The organism is Dokdonia donghaensis DSW-1, assembly GCF_001653755.1.
Lineage (GTDB): Bacteria > Bacteroidota > Bacteroidia > Flavobacteriales > Flavobacteriaceae > Dokdonia > Dokdonia donghaensis.
In genome coordinates this window covers 674,779-695,213 of sequence record NZ_CP015125.1, presented here as the reverse complement: position 1 = coordinate 695,213, position 20,435 = coordinate 674,779, and the positions used below count along the sequence as shown (strand labels likewise).

At 36.7% G+C, this 20,435-nt stretch carries 18 protein-coding genes; 8 read left to right on the top strand and 10 right to left on the bottom strand.

All coding sequences use genetic code 11. The features are described from left to right. Positions 1–17: 17 nt before the first annotated feature. Complete coding sequence (locus I597_RS02920; RefSeq protein WP_035326153.1) at positions 18–3,155, bottom strand: UvrD-helicase domain-containing protein; 3,138 nt, start codon at positions 3,153–3,155, stop codon at positions 18–20. A 267-nt stretch (positions 3,156–3,422) separates the two neighbouring features. On the opposite strand from I597_RS02920, the gene I597_RS02915 reads away from it, so the two are divergent. Next, positions 3,423–4,031, top strand: coding sequence for a superoxide dismutase (locus I597_RS02915; protein ID WP_035326152.1), 609 nt, complete (start codon positions 3,423–3,425; stop codon positions 4,029–4,031). 345 nt (positions 4,032–4,376) lie between these two features. On the opposite strand, the gene I597_RS02910 is transcribed toward I597_RS02915, so the two are convergent. The 6 genes from I597_RS02910 to I597_RS02885 all read right to left on the bottom strand — a co-directional run bounded on the left by I597_RS02910 (position 4,377) and on the right by I597_RS02885 (position 11,571). Beyond that, positions 4,377–6,275: an amidophosphoribosyltransferase gene (locus I597_RS02910; protein WP_035326151.1), complete on the bottom strand. Its 1,899-nt coding sequence runs from the start codon at positions 6,273–6,275 to the stop codon at positions 4,377–4,379. A 44-nt stretch (positions 6,276–6,319) separates the two neighbouring features. Continuing rightward, positions 6,320–7,252: a PfkB family carbohydrate kinase gene (locus tag I597_RS02905; RefSeq protein ID WP_035326150.1), complete on the bottom strand. Its 933-nt coding sequence runs from the start codon at positions 7,250–7,252 to the stop codon at positions 6,320–6,322. Between the two features lie 209 nt (positions 7,253–7,461). Beyond that, positions 7,462–9,612: a peptidase domain-containing ABC transporter gene (locus tag I597_RS02900; RefSeq protein ID WP_035326149.1), complete on the bottom strand. Its 2,151-nt coding sequence runs from the start codon at positions 9,610–9,612 to the stop codon at positions 7,462–7,464. A 2-nt stretch (positions 9,613–9,614) separates the two neighbouring features. Beyond that, on the bottom strand, positions 9,615–10,754 hold the full coding sequence (locus I597_RS02895; RefSeq protein ID WP_035326148.1) for an HlyD family secretion protein: 1,140 nt from the start codon (positions 10,752–10,754) through the stop codon (positions 9,615–9,617). Positions 10,755–10,869: 115 nt separating this feature from the next. Then, positions 10,870–11,262 (bottom strand): CPBP family intramembrane glutamic endopeptidase, encoded by a 393-nt coding sequence (locus I597_RS15135; RefSeq protein ID WP_394357295.1) that lies wholly within the window; start codon positions 11,260–11,262, stop codon positions 10,870–10,872. 126 nt (positions 11,263–11,388) lie between these two features. Next, complete coding sequence (locus I597_RS02885; protein WP_035326144.1) at positions 11,389–11,571, bottom strand: hypothetical protein; 183 nt, start codon at positions 11,569–11,571, stop codon at positions 11,389–11,391. A gap of 131 nt (positions 11,572–11,702) precedes the next feature. On the opposite strand from I597_RS02885, the gene I597_RS02880 reads away from it, so the two are divergent. Further along, the gene (locus I597_RS02880; protein ID WP_035326142.1) at positions 11,703–12,071 is read left to right on the top strand and encodes a helix-turn-helix domain-containing protein; all 369 of its coding nucleotides are present in this window, start codon (positions 11,703–11,705) and stop codon (positions 12,069–12,071) included. Between the two features lie 39 nt (positions 12,072–12,110). Here I597_RS02880 and I597_RS02875 read toward each other — a convergent pair whose 3' ends face one another. Then, complete coding sequence (locus I597_RS02875) at positions 12,111–12,746, bottom strand: ribonuclease H1 domain-containing protein (protein ID WP_035326140.1); 636 nt, start codon at positions 12,744–12,746, stop codon at positions 12,111–12,113. Positions 12,747–12,750: 4 nt separating this feature from the next. Then, positions 12,751–13,344 carry a phosphoribosylglycinamide formyltransferase gene (gene purN / locus I597_RS02870; protein WP_035326138.1) on the bottom strand — a complete coding sequence of 198 codons (594 nt, stop codon included), beginning with the start codon at positions 13,342–13,344 and terminating at the stop codon, positions 12,751–12,753. Between the two features lie 177 nt (positions 13,345–13,521). On the opposite strand from purN, the gene I597_RS02865 reads away from it, so the two are divergent. The 6 genes from I597_RS02865 (at position 13,522) to pyk (ending at position 19,501) form a co-directional block, all read left to right on the top strand. Beyond that, the gene (locus tag I597_RS02865) at positions 13,522–13,755 is read left to right on the top strand and encodes an acyl carrier protein (RefSeq protein ID WP_013750595.1); all 234 of its coding nucleotides are present in this window, start codon (positions 13,522–13,524) and stop codon (positions 13,753–13,755) included. Between the two features lie 10 nt (positions 13,756–13,765). Further along, positions 13,766–15,019 carry a beta-ketoacyl-ACP synthase II gene (gene fabF, locus I597_RS02860; RefSeq protein ID WP_035326136.1) on the top strand — a complete coding sequence of 418 codons (1,254 nt, stop codon included), beginning with the start codon at positions 13,766–13,768 and terminating at the stop codon, positions 15,017–15,019. Between the two features lie 7 nt (positions 15,020–15,026). After that, positions 15,027–15,764 (top strand): ribonuclease III, encoded by a 738-nt coding sequence (gene rnc / locus I597_RS02855; protein ID WP_035326134.1) that lies wholly within the window; start codon positions 15,027–15,029, stop codon positions 15,762–15,764. 89 nt (positions 15,765–15,853) lie between these two features. Next, a complete protein-coding gene (locus tag I597_RS02850) occupies positions 15,854–17,494 on the top strand; it encodes a sensor histidine kinase (RefSeq protein WP_160268171.1) in 1,641 nt (546 codons plus the stop codon). Between the two features lie 97 nt (positions 17,495–17,591). Beyond that, positions 17,592–18,074, top strand: coding sequence for an IPExxxVDY family protein (locus I597_RS02845; protein WP_035326131.1), 483 nt, complete (start codon positions 17,592–17,594; stop codon positions 18,072–18,074). Further along, positions 18,074–19,501: a pyruvate kinase gene (gene pyk, locus I597_RS02840; RefSeq protein ID WP_035326129.1), complete on the top strand. Its 1,428-nt coding sequence runs from the start codon at positions 18,074–18,076 to the stop codon at positions 19,499–19,501. The genes I597_RS02845 and pyk overlap by 1 nt, the downstream gene beginning before the upstream one ends. Before the next feature lie 73 nt (positions 19,502–19,574). Here the strand turns inward: pyk and I597_RS02835 are convergent, their stop codons facing one another. Further along, positions 19,575–20,342 (bottom strand): SH3 domain-containing protein, encoded by a 768-nt coding sequence (locus I597_RS02835; protein ID WP_035326127.1) that lies wholly within the window; start codon positions 20,340–20,342, stop codon positions 19,575–19,577. Between the last annotated feature and the right edge of the window lie 93 nt (positions 20,343–20,435).

Genomic DNA, 20,435 nt, shown 5'->3' with positions numbered 1-20,435 from the left:
TGTTTTTTACAAAGGTATTAAACTGCGACTACTTCTATAGTGCTGTCTATATAAACAAGCAGTTTATGAGTTACGTCATAACCCATCTCTTGATATAACCCGGCGTAGGTTGCAAGTTGTTTTGCATAAGAGTAGTTATGGGCACCCGTTTTATAGTCTATAATTATAGTACTTCCGTCTGCAGTAACTACAACACGATCAGGTATGTGAAAACGACCATCACTGGCAAGTATCATACGTTCATTGTAAACGGTGTTTTCTTCTTCAAAAAATAACTTTAGGTCTGGATGTGAGACAACCTGATTCATTATGCCCGTCATAACCTTTCGGCTTTCTTGAGGTATGATACCGTGGCGCACAGCATCATCAACTACGGCTGTAATTGTATTGTGGTTTGTAACAGCGGCCATTAACTCGTGTATGAGATTACCATAAGTAATTGCATTTTGCTTTTTCTCATCCCATAGAAAACTAGCCTGAGTAATTACTTGTATACCTAACTCTTCTCTGGCTGTAGACCGAATGGTGGGTGTAAAATTTTGATAATCAGAAGTTTTGTTTTTTTTAATAGCGGCTGTTTTGCTGCCAAAACTATATTCTCGCTGGTCGTTATTCCACAAATTGTTGTTTTGAAGATAATCGATAAAAAGGTCACTATATGAACCTATTTTTTTTACGCTTTCGCGAAAGCGTGATAACACATATAACCGCTCTGAGGCACGAGTGAGTGCTACATAAAGTACATTTATGGTGTCAAATTGTTGCTCATTGTTTCTTTTTTCGAAAAGCGCTATGCCAGCCTCTCCAAAATCGTTAAGCGCATTATTATGTGGGACCATTAAAGTGTTAAAACCATTAATATCTTCATTTTCCATAGGGAACCACTGGTGCTCGCCACGAGTGCGATACAAGTCTGAGTCTGCATAAGGATATATAACTACTGGAAACTCAAGCCCTTTTGATTTATGAATACTCATTATCTGCACAGCATTGTCTTGTGCTGGTGCTACGATACTTGCTTTTTCTCTTTTTTCTTCCCAGTAGTCTATAAAACCTAAAACACCACCACTGTGTGCTTGAGCATAATTATAAGCCAGATCGAGGTATGCCACTACATATGCATCAGATATTGGAGCTAAGTAAAAGGAGCGTATAACGTACTCTATATACTCATAAAGAGAGAGGTTTTTTAAGTAATCGAGATGTATAAAAACATCAAAAGCTTTGAGCTGCTCTAAAAATTCTGATAATGTGCTAGCCGTATGAGTACTGTAAAAATTATGGGTGTCCTTTATAGTATAATGTGTTCCTAAAAAGTAAAGTACAGCAAGTCTATACTCTAATTGTTTAGGAAAAGAAAGCATTGTGATAAAGTTGTGTATAAACTGCACGGTAGGAGAATTTTCGATAAGTAAACTCTCTGAGGAGACAACCTCTGTACCTGCCTCTTGTAAAACTTGAGCAATGTGTGTACCGTGTTTATTACTTCTTGTAAGAATACAAATATCTGAGTGCAAGTACCCTTGAGTCGTAACTTCATTAATGATTTCTATAATTCTTTCTGGGTACAGAAGGTCTGACTCTTCGTTATTCTCATAATCGATAAACTCTAGGGAAACATATCCATTCTTTTTGCTAGTTGTGCCTTGTGCATTATCTATTTTATAAATCTCACTATAGAGCTCATTATTAAAGTGTACGGCAAGGTGTGTAAAAAAACTATTATTAAAATGAATAATAGACTCATTACTTCTATAGTTAGTGTCTAGGCGAGCTACGGTAGCCTCTGTGGTAAAAGGATTAATCTGGTGGCTAAGAGCAATAAACTGCTCTGCCTCACCACCGCGCCATCTATATATTGCTTGTTTTGGATCACCTACGAGTAATAAAGAATTGCTTACTTCATCACTAGAGGCGCTACTTATCGTATTATCTATAAGTGGGACGAGATTGTCCCACTGCATCACAGAGGTATCTTGAAACTCATCTATAAAGTAATTTGTATATCGCTCACCGAGCCGCTCATATAAAAATGCAGCAGGTTGATCTTTAAGCGATTTTGAAATAAGGGCATTAAAATCTGATATAAGCAATACATTTTCTTCTTCCTTAATAAGGTCGAGCTCCTTTTTAATAAGGTGTAAAACAGAAAGTGGTATAAGCTTAGAGCGAAAAGCCTCATACTTCTTTTGCTTCGAGGCAAGAGATTTTAGTTTTAAAAAGTCGTCTACAAAGCGATTTCTATTTGCATCTATTATAGATTTTATATCATCTTTTTGTCCCTTTGTGTAAAATGCATACTCCTCGATATTGTCTTTATAACCAGAACCAGAATATTTTAGACCTTTTGTGCCACTAGCTACTTGTACTATAAACTTATAGTAATAGCCGCTGGCAAAACTTTTTTGATCTAGACCTAATGTGTGTATAAAGTCTAAAAGGCTTTTACCCGTTTCTTGCTGTTTACTAGCCAGAGACTTAATTTGAGTGTTAAGAAATGTAGCAAGCTCATCAAAGTCTGATAATGATTTGCTTTTAAGAAGTTCTAGCGCCTTGAGATCATTTTCATTATGTAATAGCGTGGCAATTTCTAGTAAATCTCTACTTATATCCCAGCTTTTATCATCATCTGCTTTTTCAAGAGCAAAATCTACGAGCACCTTAGTAATGGTATCATCTACACCCACTTTTGCAACAAGAGCATCTACAGCTTGTGCGCTGAGCGTTTTTTGATCTAGGGACACTTCAAAACTGCTAGAGATATTAAGATCTTTTGCAAAGGTGCGTATAATTCTATGCGTAAGTGTATCAATCGTAACAATATCAAAAGCAGCATAATTATGTAAAATTCTATTGAGAATCTCCTTTGATTTATGCACCACATCATCTACCGGTAAGTTACTAGCGCTAGCCAGATCATCTAGCATATCTGGTTTATCACCCTGCTTATAATCACCTATGGCTTTAAGAGTTTCTAGCACTCTGTTTTTCATCTCGGCAACTGCCTTGTTTGTAAAAGTGATTGCAAGTAAATGTCTAAACTTATTAGGATCCTTACTTTTAAGAAGCGTAGTGATGTATTGCTTTACAAGACTATATGTTTTACCAGATCCTGCAGAGGCATTGAGCACAATAAATGTATTCTTTTCGGTCATAGCACTAAGATAGCAAAAAGCCACCTTTATGGGTGGCTTTGTCAAACCTCAACCTAATAATTATATAGACACCTATAATACCCCTAAAATGAATGTCTATAATTATAAGACCTTTAATTTCTAAACGGTTGCGTTAATTTGTTATGTTTTATTACGCTTTCGCGAAAGCGTACACCTATTTATAAGAATTCTATAACATAAAGAATACCTTACTTTATGTAACTTTGTTAAAATCAGAATTGAAGTTTAACCAAAAACGAAAGAGAAATGTCATTTACCTTACCAGAATTACCGTATGCAAAAGATGCTCTAGAGCCTAACATAGATGCAAAGACTATGGAGATCCACCACGGCAAGCACCACGCTGGATATACTAATAAACTTAACAATGCCATAGAGGGAACAGACCTTGAAGGTAAGACTATAGAAAATATACTTATTAACCTAGATATGTCTAACACTGCTGTACGTAACAATGGTGGAGGTTTTTATAACCACAGACTTTTTTGGGAAGTTATGTCTCCAGACGGTGGAGGAGAGCCTACGGGTGAACTTGCAGAGGCTATAAACGCGGCTTACGGAAACTTTGAGTCTTTTAAAGACAAGTTCTCATCTGCAGCAGGAGGACAGTTTGGTTCAGGATGGGCTTGGCTATGTGTGCACGAAGGTGGAAAAGTTGAGGTTTGCTCAACACCTAATCAAGATAACCCACTTATGCCTAAAGTAGGTTGTGGAGGAACTCCTATCTTAGGACTTGATGTATGGGAGCACGCATACTACCTTAATTATCAAAACAGACGTCCAGATTATGTAAATGCATTTTTTAATGTAATAAACTGGGAAAAAGTAAGCGCTCTATATGCTCAAAACAAATAAGCGGTAGCTTATTAATACTTTAAAAAAAGGACCACTCATTGAGTGGTCCTTTTTTTATTCTTGAGACATTGATACTACTCTCAAGCAAGTATGTCAAGGGGCATAGTCAGAATTTTTTCTAATAAGAAATTGACTGCATAGTTTGCGTGAAATTAGCACATAAAAAAAGGCGGAAAGATCCACCTTTTTTTGCCCCAAATCTACCATTAACTTAACCTACTTATGTTATGGCTTTGCTAATATAGGTGTCATTTTTTAAGTATTACTTAATTTTTAGATAAAAAACTCAATTTTTAGACGAAATACACAGTTTTTTAATAATTTAAGGTTTTCTTAAGAAGCTCATTAATAGGCTCTTTCTTTATTTCCTTCTACAAAGTTTATAAAAGCTCTATTAACTACGCGGTGTCCTCCGTTAGTAGGATAGTCTCCGGTAAAATACCAGTCTCCTAGGTTTTCTGGACACGCTTTGTGTAGACTCTCTACCGTTTGATAGATAATTTCTACTTCGGTTTTTACAGTGTCATCTGTGAGAAGCTCTGCTATTTTTTGAGAAACCTCACGCTGTGTAAATGGTTCGTAAATACGCTTTACATAGTTCTTAACGTGCTTATCTTTAAGATCTACTTGTTCTTTACATTGTTTATATACTTCATCTATAAGATCCTCCTTACCATTGTCTTTAAGTAAAGCTATAGCAGCCCTAAATGCTATAAAATCTTCAAGTCTCGCCATATCTATACCATAACAATCTGGATATCTAATCTGAGGGGCGCTTGATACTACAATGATTTTGGCTGGATTTAAACGAGCCATCATTTTGATAATACTCTTTTTAAGAGTTGTACCTCGCACGATACTATCGTCTATAATTACTAGCTTGTCTTCTGGCTTTATTACCCCGTAGGTGACATCATAAACGTGAGCAACTAGATCATCACGACTACTATCTTCTGTAATAAACGTACGAAGCTTTGCATCTTTTATAGCTATCTTCTCGGTACGCAGTCGCTGTGATAAAATCTCTGTGAGCTGTGCTTCTGTAAGGTCTCCCTTTGCGGCGAGAATTTTTTGTCCTTTTTGTCTATTGAGCTCATCTTGCGCTGCTTCTACCATCCCATAAAATGATGTTTCGGCAGTGTTAGGTATAAAAGAGAATACAGAGTTTTTTGTGTCGTGATTAATGCTTTCGAGTACACGTGGCATTAATAAACGACCTAGCATTTTACGCTCTTTATATATTTCGGCATCAGAGCCTCTTGAGAAATAGATACGTTCAAAGGAACAAGCTTTTCGCGTAAGCGGTTCTAAAATTTGCTCTACAGTAAGTGTTCCGTTTTTCTTTACAATAACTGCTGCACCTGGGTCTAGCTCTTTTACCTCCTCAAAAGGAACGTTAAAAGCTGTTTGTATAACTGGGCGCTCACTTGCTACTACGGCCACCTCATCATTTTCAAAATAATAGGCTGGGCGTATACCTGCTGGATCTCTTAGTACAAATGCATCTCCGTGACCTAGAAGTCCCGCCATTGCATAACCGCCATCCCAATCTTTTGAGGCACGACGCAAGATTTTTGCAACCTTAAGACGTTCTGCAATTTGTGGTGAGGCTTGCTGTTTATTAAAACCTTCCTTTTTAAGTTTCTTATATAGTTTTGCTACCTCGTCATCAAGAAAGTGACCTATCTTTTCCATCACTGTGATAGTGTCTGCTTGCTCCTTAGGGTGCTGTCCTAGTGAAACGAGCTTGTTAAAAAGCTTGTTTACATTAGTCATATTAAAATTACCCGCAACTATGAGGTTACGGTGCATCCAGTTGTTTTGACGCAAGAAAGGGTGTACACTCTCTACACTGTTTTTTCCAAAGGTCCCATAGCGCACGTGACCTAATAGTAGCTCACCTATGTAAGGGACATTACTTTTTTGCCAGGCTACGTCATCCTTTTTATCTGGATTTGCCGTCATAAGGGTATTGATACGCCCATTAATCTCTGCAAAAATATCTTGTATGGGTTGTTGTGCCGTAGAGCGCTGTCTTGAGATGTAACGCTCACCCGGAGCAACATCTAGTTTTATACTGGCAAAACCAGCTCCGTCTTGACCACGGTTGTGCTGTTTTTCCATCATAAGGTACATCTTGTTTACACCGTAAAAAGCGGTACCGTATTTTTCTTTATAAAATTCTAGTGGTTTTTTTAGTCTTATTACTGCAATACCACATTCGTGCTTAATAGCGTCACTCATAGCTTTATAAAACAAAAGCGCTCCAAAAAATTGGAGCGCAGGATTTAGTCGTTTATGTTTATGTCAAATTGAACAAGTTGTTTAAACTGATGCAATCTTTCTTTGATTTCTTCTGGGGTTACAGATTGTAATCGCTCTGTTCCAAATTTTTCTACAGTAAAGGATGCTAGACAAGATCCATATATAAGAGCCGTCTTCATTGTTTCAAAAGAAGTGTCTCCTGCTTGTGCAATATAACCTGCAAATCCTCCTGCAAAGGTGTCTCCAGCTCCCGTAGGGTCAAAAACGTCAGACAGTGGCAGTGCTGGCGCAAAAAACATTTTATCACCTTCAAAAATAAGTGCTCCGTGCTCACCCTTCTTAATGACTACATACTTAGGCCCCATCTCGTGAATCTTCTTTGCAGCAGTCACAAGAGAGTACTCACCACTTAACTGGCGTGCTTCCTCGTCATTTATAGTAATAACATCTACTTTTTTGAGCGTAGTTTTAAGCTCGTCAAGCGCGATATCCATCCAGAAGTTCATTGTGTCTAGTATCACAAGCTTAGGCTTTACATCCATTTGCTCGATAACACTAAGTTGCACTTGTGGTTGCAAGTTACCTAGCATTACAATAGGTGCTTCCTTATGAGATGCAGGAACCTTAGGAGAAAAATCTGCTAGTACATTAAGCTCTGTAGCTAGTGTATCTCTAGAGTTCATATCATTGTGATACTTACCACTCCAGAAAAATGTTTTACCACCTTTTACAACTTCTATTCCGTCTGTGTTAATACCTCTCTCTGCAAGAAAATCAAGATACTCTTGTGGGAAGTCATCACCTACTACGGCAACAATGGCTGGATCAACATTATCAAACTGTGCCGCAGCAAGTCCTATATAAGGAGAAGCTCCCCCAATAATTTTATCTGTTTTTCCAAAAGGTGTTTCTATAGCATCAAAAGCGCAAGAACCAACAATAACCAATTTACTCATCTATAATTTTTGTGCAAATATACGGTTTTGAATGTTTGACAACTCAACTTTAAGGAGACCGCTTTCGCCAAAATTTTAAATTAAATTATGCAAATAAACTAGCAATAAAACTTTTTAAAGCATCCCAGTTTCTTATAACCAGCGTGGTAAGAAAAGCCGAAATTGCTATCGTATATATTCTCTTTTTTTCTGGTTTTATTATTAAGTACTTAAACTAATGACTGTTTACTCCAAAGATCAGAGTATTTTCCTTTTTTAGCCAGTAAATCTCCGTGTGTACCCTCTTCAACTATTTTTCCATCTTCTAAAACTAGAATTGTATCTGCATTTGCAATGGTGCTTAACCTGTGAGCAATTACAATTACTGTTTTTCCGGAAGATCTAAAATTCTCAATAGTTTTTTTTACAATTCCTTCTGATGAGGTGTCAAGCGCTGATGTTGCTTCATCCATTAATAATATTTCAGGATTTTTATATAGTGCTCTAGCAATAGCAATGCGCTGTTTTTGACCACCCGAAAGTAATGCACCATTTTCTCCTACGTACGTTTCAAAACCCCTTGGAAACTTTTCTACAAATTTGGTAATCTCTAGTTGATTACATAAATCTAATACCCTTTTCATATTTGGGAATGATTCTCCTAAGGCAATATTTTCTATAATGGTTCCTGAGAATAAACTAACATCTTGAGGTATTACACCGATAAAAGAACGTAGCTCTTTATAATCTATGTGTTTAAGGTCATAATCTCCTATAAACACTTTCCCGCTTTTTATAGGATATAAATTCTGTATGATAGAAATTAAGGTAGTTTTACCACTACCGCTTTCTCCTACAATGGCAGTAACTTGATTATGTTTTATGGTTGCAGTAAAGTTTTGGAAAATCTCTGCACGAGAGCCGTACCTAAAATCTACATTATCAAAGCGTATGTCGCCTAGATCATCTTTGGACAACTTAATTTTATTTTCTCTGTCTTCTCGTTCAAGATCCATAATTTCAAAAAGACGATCTGCTGCGATAAGGGCATTTTGTATAGTTTTATTCATCCCGATAAGTGAAGCCACAGGAGATGTGAAATAGCCAATAAGGGCATAAAAGGAAAAAAGTTCTCCCGTTGTGATTTCTCCTTGAATTACATACCTAGAACCCACCCATAATAAAATGACTGTAAAAATGGATGCTAAAAACTTAGATGAACTCCCTGCAAAGATGCCATTAATACCAGATTTATATCCTGTAAATAGTAATTTCACAAATCTGTTTTCTGTTCTCACATTGGAGTATTCTTCTATGCCAAATTCCTTGACTGTACGCACGTGTGTTATACTTTCAACAAGTTGCGTTTGTAACTCTGCACTGTCTTCCATCAAGCGACGTTCTACTTTTTTATTAAAGTAGTTCATTAATGCGTAGATGATAAGATAAAAAGGAATTACTAGTAGAATCACAACTGCAAGCTTCCAGTAATAGGTAAACATTAATGCAAATGAGAAAAAGATGATAAACACATTTACAATAAGATCTATCGCTACATTATTGATGAATGCTCTTATTTTTACCGCATCACTTATACGAGAAGTAATCTCGCCTATTTGCATTGTATCAAAAAATCGCTGGGGTAAGTTAAGGAGGTGTGTATAATAACCCAAAATGAGTTTTGCATCTATAAGCTGTCCCGTTTTTAAAACAAAAATACTTTTTTGTGCGCCTATGTAGGTTTGTAACAAGATAATTGCAACCATCCCGATACTTAATAAATTTAGTAACCTCAAATTACCACCTACAAGTACATAATCTGTGATTTTTTGTACGTAGATGGACATTGCCAGCCCTAATACCGTAAAAACAATAGCGCCTACAAGTGCTTGAATGAGTACAGTTTTATGGGGTTGTACTAACCTCCAAAATCTTTTTATAGGAGCAACTTTCTCATTACTTTCTTGAAAATCATCTGCCTTGGAGAATAAAATAAGCACTCCACTCCAGATTTCTTTAAAGGCGTCGTGACTGTGCTCCTTCATCTTCCCGTTGCCAGGATCCATCACGATAATTTTCTTTTTTGTGACTTTGTAAATGACTACATAATGATGAAGTTTTTTATTTATAACCACGTGTGCTACGGCAGGTAACGGTATTTCAGAGAGGGCATCGAAGTCTCCTTTTACCCCTTTTGCTGTAAGCCCCATTCGCTCAGCGGCCTCTATCATTCCCAGCACATTTGTGCCGTGCTTATCAGTATTTGCAAACTGTCGTATACGGGAGATGGGCAGTTTTATACCATAGTGATTACCTATAGAGGCAAGACAGGCAGCACCACAATCTTTAAAATCGTGTTGTTTTACTTTTAGTGTAGCCATAACTATGCAGTAGTAGTAATAAGCTTAGGGTTAAACCAATCATCAACTTTGTCAAAAAGTAAATCCCAAAGACTACGCCTCGTTATAAAGTAGCGAGCGGTTAAGGTCATCCCTTTACTTATCTCTGCTTCATAACCGTTTTTAAGAGTTAAGGTCTTGTTAGGCAAACTACAGCGCACTTTAAAATATGCTCCTGTTTCCGATAGGGTAATGTTTTTATCTATATCTATCACTTCTCCATCGAGAAAACCCCATTGGTTATAATTAAAGGCATCAAATTGATAACGTACGGATTGACCTATTTTTATAAGACCTATGTCTGAAGGTTTTACAGTGCTCTCAACAATTAAGTTATCATTAGGAGATATCACTGCAATCACTTGTCCTTGGGAAACCTGTGAGCCTACGGTAACTCCTTGATAATTCTCAATCGTACCAGAGATGGGAGCAGTGATTACGTAATCTCTCGCTTGTATGGCAATATTTTCTCGTGCATTAGCTAGGTTTTGGAGACGTTCTTCTAGCTCACGTTTTTTGAGTTCCCAACTAGCTATTTGTTGGGCTTTGTAAGCAGTTCTAGCACTTTGCGCTTTTTCTAACTCAAAAACATATTGCTCATACACAGATAGTGCGATCACTTCTTTTTCAAAAAGAACTTTTTGACGGTCGTGCTGTTTTTTTGCAAAGGAGTACGTGCTATATAGCCCTGCGCTTCTTGCTTTGTAGGTATTGTATTCTTTTTGAGCTGTGGTTGTTCTTAAATTTTTAAATTGTTTGTTTAGTAATTGTGTAATATCTAGTAAATAGTCTTGGTTGAAATTGTACAGGCTATCGTTAAGTACTTGTGAAGATTCGAGTAGGTCTTGTGAGACAATAGCGAGGGTGTCGCCAGCGATGTAAGTGTTGTTGTTTTTAATGGAGAGCCGTTTTAATTTTCCCGTAGTACCTATTTGAATGGTTGTTTTTTTAAGAGCACTTCTTATAAATGCTGGATTCTGAGAGGTGATATTTAAGTGGATATATGGTAAAATTGCAAAACATAAAAGAACGACTACAACTAATACTACGTAAAGCGACAACCCCTTGATAATATTCTTTGATTTGAGGTTTTCAATATTATTAAGTAAAGTAGATGAAATCATTGAGGTTAATAGTTGTTTCCTAAATCAACATAAGCATTACAACTTAGTAAATGGGTGTCCAATAAGGCATAATCTTGTAGAGGTAAATATTAATTCAAAATATCCAAGCTATCAACTAGGAGTTGATGTTAATAAATTGGATCGTAAAAACAAACAGGTTGTAACCTAAATGAATTAAAACAACAGATAAAAATGCATTTTGTCTTTTTTGTTGAACTACTAGATAAGAATTATTAAAAACCCATCCTAAAATGAATGTAACTATAAATTCTTGAATAAGGAAATCGTTAAAGAAATGAAAAATTCCAAAGATAAACGAGCATATAGCCAGAATTAAGAATTTACGATATAAAATTCTTTTAAGAAACTCTAATGGTAAGAACTGAAAAAGAAATGTCTCTATGATAGGCGAAATAATCACTATTTTGAAAAAATATAAGTAAAAATCTGAAACTACATTCTGTTTAATTTGAGACTCAATTCCACAAACGAAAAAGATTCCCACCATTAATAGACTTAAAAATATCGAAGTGGCAATATTTTTGAAAATAAACTTATAAGATATGTTCATATCTATAATTTTTAATAAAATAAGGAGATTTATATAGTTTAAATCTCCTTATATCTTTTGTTTTTAGATAACTCGATCCCAAGGATCTGCATCATAATAAGTTCCGGCGTTTTCGATTGTATCTTCGAAAGCGTCTATTGCTGCATCTACAACATTTTCTACAACATAACCAACAATAGCATCCCAAATTCCGCTGCCACCATTTGTGTCTAGCATCTCTGCTTGATTCAATTCTTGTAAATTCATAAATCAAATTTTTAAAGTTAAACATTAATGTACTTGCAAATACAAAAGCAAGTAACGCAAGGCTTTAAAATTTACCTACAACTTTTACAAATAAATAATTACTTTTACACTTTCAATATCACTTAAAAGTTATGAAAACAGTCATAGAGAATATAAAGAAAGTACGTAAAGATAAGGGTATTTCCCACGAATATCTTGCCCACCAACTCAATATAAGCCAAGCCGCTTATTCTAAATTAGAACGTAACGACACAAAATTGACCGTAGAACGGTTATATAAAATATCTGAGGTGCTTGAAACTCCACTTACAGAGTTGCTTGAAGTAGACTCAAAAACAATTTATAATCAAGATTTGCGTGATCACGCAATAGGTTATCAAGGAGTAGAAAACCTCTATCAAGAAAACAAGGAGCAATCTGAGAAAATTAAAGAACTTTATGAAGCGCGTCTTAAAGATAAAGATGCGCTTATTGAGCAGTTAAAAAAGGTTAGTGTTTAAATCTTAGTTTCAACTTCGATTTCAAATTCAAGTTCATTCTCACTTCCTCCCAAAATCTGCTGGAATCTCTCCCCAGGCTTTTGTTTCCCATTTTACAATGGTGGTTGTGTAGGTGTTTGTTTTAAGCCACTGCTCTGCCCGTGTGATGAGGTCAAAAACATCTTTGTTTTTTTGACTTTGTTTGAGGTTGGTCTTACAATGCTTCTTTTTTACCCAGCCTATCGCGATGCGGGAGTCACTATATATAAGACGGTCGCTACCTATCTTTTTTAAGTAAGCCAGCCCGTGTACAAGCGCTAGAAACTCTCCTATATTATTAGTCCCTTGTTTAAAAGGCCCTTGGTGAAAGAGTTGCTTTACTGTTTGAGTATCTACACCACGATATTCCATCACGCCTGGGTTACCAGAGCTTGCCGCATCTACCGCGATAGAGTAGAGGTTAGGCTCGCCGTATGTTGCTTTTTCTTCGGCGGTGAGTACTTTTTTCTTTTTTGAGGAGCCTTTAAAGTCATTATAGTCTCCATTGTAAGCGGTTTTTGCCTTTGCAAAGGTGTCAAAACTCTTGTATTTTGCTCCAGCATAACCAGTAATCATTGCCTTGCAATCTTTCCAAGATGTATAGATTCCAGGTTTTTTACCCTCCCAGACCACATAGAATTTTTCTTTTTTTGCCATCTCTCTAAGATAAGAACTTTGCGATTACCTCTGGAAAGTGCGTGTATTCTAGCTGGTGTATTTTTTCGGCAATTGCTTCTGGGGTGTCTTCTGGAGTGACTTCAACTTTGGCTTGAAATAAAAAATCTCCCTTATCATACTCGGGTGTTACCTTGTGTATGGTGATGCCTGTGTGAATTTTTTGAGTGGGATTTTTAAGGTATTCCGCTTTCGCGAAAGCGTAAACAGCCTCGTGCACATTCATCCCGTACATCCCTTTACCGCCAAAGTTAGGGAGCAACGCGGGGTGTATATTTATGACCTTATCTGGAAATGCCGAAATGATTTTTTCTGGAAAAAGCCATAAAAAGCCAGCAAGAACGATAAGATCTGGCTTTGTTGCAGTGAGTAAATGCAGTACATCATCACTTTTATAAAAAGCTTTTCTGCTAAAACTTAATGCGGGTACATCTAGCTTTGTGGCGCGTTGTAAAACTTTGGCACGCGGGTTGTTAGTAAGTACTTGCACGACTTGTGCATCCGTACGATCCCGAAAATACTCTATAATACGCTGGGCATTTGTACCGTTACCCGAGGCAAAAATCACAATTCGTTTCATTTTTCTTGTTGCTGTTGTGGGTGCGAAATAAAGAAATATTAGTAACTATTTGAAGGTTATAGAAAGGAACTTCTTTTATATTTCCGTAAATTACCTTCACATTTTTGAGTTGCAAACTTGTTTAACCGTAAAGTTTGTTATTTTTGCGACTTAAATAAAAATTTAAATTAGAAAATTATGTCAGACATTGCATCAAGAGTAAAAGCGATTATCGTAGACAAATTAGGAGTAGACGAAAACGAAGTTGTAACTGAAGCAAGCTTCACAAACGACCTAGGCGCTGATTCACTAGACACAGTGGAACTCATTATGGAGTTTGAAAAGGAATTTGATATCCAGATTCCAGATGATCAAGCAGAAAATATTGCGACCGTAGGTCAAGCAGTATCTTATATAGAAGAGGCTAAATAAGTCCCTACATATGGAGTTAAAGCGAGTAGTAGTTACCGGACTTGGTGCACTTACCCCGATAGGAAATAATATTCAGGAATACTGGGAAGGACTTTCTACAGGGAAAAGCGGGTGCGCGCCCATCACCTATTTTGATGCAGAAAAGTTTAAAACGAGGTTTGCTTGTGAACTTAAAAACTTTAATGCTCTCGACTTCTTTGATAGGAAAGAGGCTCGTAAGCTAGACAGATTTGCTCAGTACGCATTGGTAGCCTCAGATGAGGCTATCAATGATGCGGGCATAGACCTTGACTCGGTTGATAAATTTAGAGTTGGGGTTATATGGGGAGCCGGTATAGGTGGTCTGGAAACTTTTCAGAACGAAGTGCTAAACTTTGGTGCTGGAGACGGTACCCCTAGGTTCAACCCATTCTTTATCCCAAAAATGATTGCAGATATTGCTCCTGGTAATATCTCTATCAAGCACGGTTTTATGGGGCCTAACTATACAACGGTTTCTGCCTGTGCGTCTTCTGCAAATGCGATGATAGATGCTCTAAACTATATACGTTTAGGTCATTGTGATATTATTGTAACTGGAGGAAGTGAAGCTGCTGTTACACCAGCAGGTATGGGAGGTTTTAATGCAATGCACGCCTTATCTACCAAAAATGATGATATGGAGACGGCTTCTAGACCTTTTGATGCAACCAGAGATGGTTTTGTACTAGGTGAGGGAGCAGGAGCATTAATACTAGAAGAATATGAACACGCAAAAGCACGTGGTGCAAAGATTTATGCAGAGGTTCTAGGTGGAGGTATGTCAAGTGATGCTTATCATATGACAGCACCACATCCAGACGGTATAGGTGTAGAGCGAGTGATGCTTAATTGTTTACGAGATGCAGGTTTAAACCCTGAAGATGTAGACCACATTAACACCCACGGTACATCAACACCTCTAGGAGATGTTGCAGAGCTTAAGGCTATTTCAAAAGTTTTTGGTGAGCACGCCGCAGATATTAATATTAATTCTACAAAATCTATGACAGGTCACCTACTAGGTGCAGCTGGAGCTATAGAGTCTATTGCAGCAATACTTGCAATGCAGCACAGTCTCGTTCCTCCTACTATAAATCATACTACTGTAGATGAAAATATAGACCCATCTTTTAACCTTACGCTTAACAAAGCGCAAGAAAAAGAAGTAAATGTTGCAATGAGCAATACCTTCGGTTTTGGAGGGCACAATGCTTGTGTATTATTTAAAAAATTAGACGCTTAATATATAGATGAGTACGTTTAAAAAAATATTTAACTCTCGTGCTGAAAAGGACGGGAGTTTTTTTATGCGTATGCAATCCATTATAGGTTTTAAACCTAAAAATATTGCGATTTATGAAAAGGCATTTACACATAGATCTCTAGGCCTTAAAAAGGAAGATGGAAATCCTCTCAACTATGAGAGACTTGAGTTTTTAGGGGATGCTATGCTAGGGTCTGTCATTGCAGCGCACCTTTTTAATGAAGTACAAGGAGGTAATGAAGGGTATCTCACAAAAATGCGATCTAAAGTAGTAAGTCGTAAACATCTCAATGAGCTAGGGCGTGATCTTAACCTTGTAAGATATGTGAAGGCTAGTATACCTATAGATAACTTTGGTGCAAACATACACGGTAATCTCTTTGAGGCCCTTGTGGGAGCTATATATCTAGATCGCGGTTATCGTTACTGTGAGAAGTTTATAGCAAAGCGAGTTATAGAGCCTTATGTAGATATTGAAAAACTAGAGGGGCGGATTATAAGTTATAAGAGCGTTCTTATAGAGTGGTGTCAAAAGGAAAAACATATTTTCAAGTTTGAAACTTTTGAAGATACGGGTCAAGATGCAGTAAAGCACTTTGGTGTGCGTCTACATATAGATGGTAAAATTATTGCTAAGGCACGTGCTACAAGTAAGAAAAAAGCCGAAGAGATAGCCTCAAAACGTGCATTTTATGCATATCAACGAGAAATTGAGTCACAGTAGACTTTAATTTATAAATCATTTCACTACATTAGCGACGTAATCATCTTTACCTTAGCAGATTAAGTTCTAGAGCAGAAATGCTCATAATTATGTCAGTGAAGTTTCCAAAAAAATATTATCTCGTATTTACACTACTCGCACTAGTTACAGCGCTTGCGGTAAACTGGGTAACTTCAAATATTGCCAAACAAAAAGAAGAGACACAATACTTACAACTTGATAGAGCAAATAAAAGAGCCGCATTTGAGTTACAAAGCTCTTTAACCACTTATGCTGCTCTTGTTTCTGGCATTAAAGCATATATAGAAATCACAGATGGTGAGTATCTAGAGGAGGAAGACATAAAGTACCTCTTAGATATGCAGCTTAGCGATCTGTCCATACCTCCACCATTTAGTATTTCATACTTAGATACAAATCATATTTTTCAATTTGATTTTACAATGAAAAAGGCTGCCCTTGAAAATTTGGAGGGTACTTCTTTAGAAAAAATCATTGGTAAATCTGGTATTAGTAGGATGGACACTTTAATGCGTAGTAGTAAATATTATGCATCAAATCCTACAAACCTTATAGAAGGTATTGTAGGGCTTCCGTTGGGTTTTGGTATACTAGATGACAATGGAGTATCTAAAGGCTATATTACGACCGTAGCAGAGTTTGCGCCTATAATAGATCGTGTTTACAAGAATGTAAACAAAGAAGATTTTGTCTATAGATTTCAAGCAGGAAACGGAAATTACTTTGACCGTGCAAAATCTTATAATGGTCAAAAGTGTTATGCAAAAACAGAAGACCCAGAGTACTTTAAAAACTTTAACATCCCAGATGAGTCATATGTATCAACCACAGTAAATTTTTATAACAAAAAATTTGTAGTGAGTACCGCATATAAACGCCCACAAGAGAATAGTATGGTTATGTTTATAACCTCTTTGATTTGGTACTTAGCTTTACTAGGCTTTATGCTATTTTTAGTTATACAGTTTTACGTTTATGAGCGTAAAGACAAAATGATAGCAGCTCAAAATAAACGACTCTCAGAGGTAGTTGCTACAAAAAATAAATTTTTCTCTATTGTAGCTCACGACTTAAGAAGCCCTCTATCTTCCGTGATAAATTTTTTGGATGTTTTAAAGCAAGAAGAGTTTAAGAGTAAGCAAACTGCTGCTATTATAGATTCACTAGAAGATTCTAGTCGCAACAGCATATCCTTACTAGATAACTTGCTCAAGTGGTCTAAGCTAGAAACAGGTCAAATAAAGTATGAACCTATACCCCTAGATATTCTAGCTATTACAAAAGATCAAATTAAAGTATATAGTGATAATTTACAGCAAAAAGGGATTAACGTACGTCTAGAATCTAGTTTTAAAGGCACAGTAGAGGGCGATAAAAATATGATTGCTACAGTGATAAGAAATTTATTATCTAACGCGATTAAGTTTTCAAATGACAATGATATCATAGTCATAGAGTTCTCAAAAACAGCTCAAGATTTTATTTTTACAATAGAAGATAACGGGATAGGGATGACAGATGCTTATCGAAAAAAAATACTCAGTCTTACAGAAACTACAGTTCAAAAAGGAACACGTAATGAGAAAGGCTCAGGGTTAGGCCTTATATTATCTAATGAGTTTATAAAAACCCACAACGGTGAGTTAAGTATAGAATCTCAAGAAGGTAAAGGAACCATAGTCACATTTACATTACCTTTAAAATCATAAAAAACACCCAATTTAACGAAAACGTTTACGTAAGTTTTACATATCCCCCCACTTGCTTTAGATGCTTCTTTGTATCTTTCTCACTTGCTTTATCACTATGGGAATGTATAAAATTCTTTTAGAAGATTCCATTGGTTATGACTTCACACTCATAGCCATACACGGTTCATTAGAGCCCTATTATCTAGCATATTTACTTAATAAAAATTTAGAAGTTCGCTTATCCAGAACCCGCGAAGACCTCTTATTAACACAATATGATAGCACAACAAGATATCCTTGTTTTGAATTTAATGATAAGCAACAGTATATAGACTACTACGTGTTTTCAAACAAGTCTAAGGTGGCCATAAATTCAGAGGTCTCCACAGGGCTATTTGAAGCACAACAAAGCCTTAAAACGGCTTATTTTATACCAGAACTACAACAAGTAGACTATTTTATAAAAGTTATTGAGGATGGTAACGCTTTCGCGAAAGCAAAAACCTTAAAAACCTTAAATCAAATACCGCAAATCGTTACGGCATATGACGTAGACGTAAACGCACTAAAGAATAAAGAACACTTAATTTTTGAATAATGTCGAAAAGAAAAAAAACCAAAATTGTTGCTACGCTAGGGCCAGCAACTAGTAAGAGAGAAGTTTTACTCGATATGATGAATGCCGGGGTAGACGTTTTCCGTATCAATTTTTCGCACGCAGATTATGAAGACGTTAAGGAGCGCGTTGCAATGATACGTGAGCTCAGTGAAGAAACTGGATTTAACACCTCTATACTTGCAGACCTACAAGGTCCAAAGCTTAGAGTAGGTAAAATGAAAGAAGAGGTAATCGTAAACCCGGGAGACATCATTACCTTCTCAACCGAAAAGGAGTTTGAAGGAACAAAGGAACGCGTTTATATGAACTATAAGCAGTTCCCTAGAGATGTTAAACCTGGTGAACGCATATTGCTTGATGATGGAAAACTAATGTTTGAAGTTGTAAAGACAGATGGAAAAACTGAGGTCGAAGCAAAAGTTATACAGGGAGGACCGCTACGTTCTAAAAAAGGAGTAAATCTTCCTAATACAGATATATCATTACCAGCACTTACAAAAAAGGATGTAAAAGATGCCATTTTTGCGCTAGGGCTTAAAGTAGACTGGATGGCACTTTCTTTTGTACGTCACGCCGAAGATTTACAGCAATTACAAAAACTTATCAAAGAGCACTCAGATCATAAAGTGCCTATTATTGCAAAAATAGAGAAGCCAGAGGCTGTAGAAAATATAGATAAGATCGTGGCTTATTGTGATGCTCTTATGGTTGCTCGTGGCGATCTAGGAGTAGAGATACCAGCACACGAAGTACCACTTGTACAAAAGCAATTAGTACTAAGGGCAAAAAAGGCAAGGATACCAGTAATCATAGCAACCCAGATGATGGAAACTATGATCTCTAGTCTCACACCTACTCGTGCAGAGGTAAATGACGTAGCAAACTCTGTAATGGATGGAGCAGATGCAGTGATGCTATCTGGAGAGACATCTGTAGGGAAGTACCCAGTACAAGTGATACAAAAGATGGCATCTATATGTCGTAATGTAGAAGATTCAGACTTAATAAAAGTGCCACAAGCACCACCACACATTAAGACTAAACGTTACATTACAAAAGCAATATGTTATCACGCTGCTCATATGGCAGATGAAATAGATGCAAAAGCGATTACAACACTTACTAATAGTGGGTATACTGCTTTCCAAATTTCGGCGTGGAGACCGTCTTCACATATACTTGTTTTTACATCTAACAAGCGCATACTTACACAACTCAACTTGCTTTGGGGGGTAAAAGCATTATTTTATGACAAGTTTGTAAGCACAGATGAAACTGTAGAAGATATAAGACAGCTTGCCTTAAACACAGAACTAGTAGATAAGGGAGATATGCTCATTAATCTTGTAGCAATGCCACTACTAGAAAAAGGAATGGTAAACACACTACGAGTTTCTGAAGTGTAGAACAGTTGAAATTATAGAATAAAAAAAAGGAGCTTTTAAAGCTCCTTTTTTAATCAATATGGACAACAAGATTTTACTTTGACTCTTCTACCTCAGTAATGAGAAAGCCATTTTTTGTTTTAGTTATTATCACTGTGCGCTTATAGTTTTTAAGCTTATATGCATAAGATAGGTTCTGTAATTCTCCTTTTGAGCTTACATTAAGTGTAAGTTCATCTGTAAGTGTTCGTTCCCTCTTTTCTTTATTTAAAATTGTTACTGTACCCTTGGTGTTAAAATCGGGCTGAATACTTTTTGGTAAGTTAAAGAGGCGCTGTGCTATCTTATAGGTTTCTTTCCAGTCTCTTGCTGGAAGTTCTATTGAGGTAGTCATACCGTAATCTTCTCCTTTATTATGGGCTTTTGTAATTACATCTACCTTGTGCTCAGTTGTGCTTATGCGTTTTGCATAATCTTTTATAGTCTCACTAGGTTGAGGTGGTGCTAGTGTAGTGAGATACCCGCTAAAGGCAAAGCCAGTAGCTCCTTGATAACTTACTTCAATCATTTCTCCCGTAATGCCACCTAGTGTCATAGCTGTATGCTCTGGAGAACTTAAATGCTTTACTTGAGCACCATAAGGAAGTACGAGCAGCTTTTTTGACTTGAGATTAGTACCAGAGCGCAGAGATAAACCAGAGCTTGCAGTCACATAATAATTAGTTTCAGTGGCCTTCTCGCTGGGATTTATAATTGCGGCGAGGTTACTATTAGTTTGTGCTTCTTCTATGTCTGTTTTAGAATTACAGCTAGAGAAAGATGCAGCAAGAACAAGGGAAAGTGCGATGATGTGGTTTTTCATAATTGATGATTTTGAGTTAAACAATGTATCAAGAGAAACCACGATACGTGCCACAAATTACCACACTATCGTTAAAAAAATGATAAATGTGCG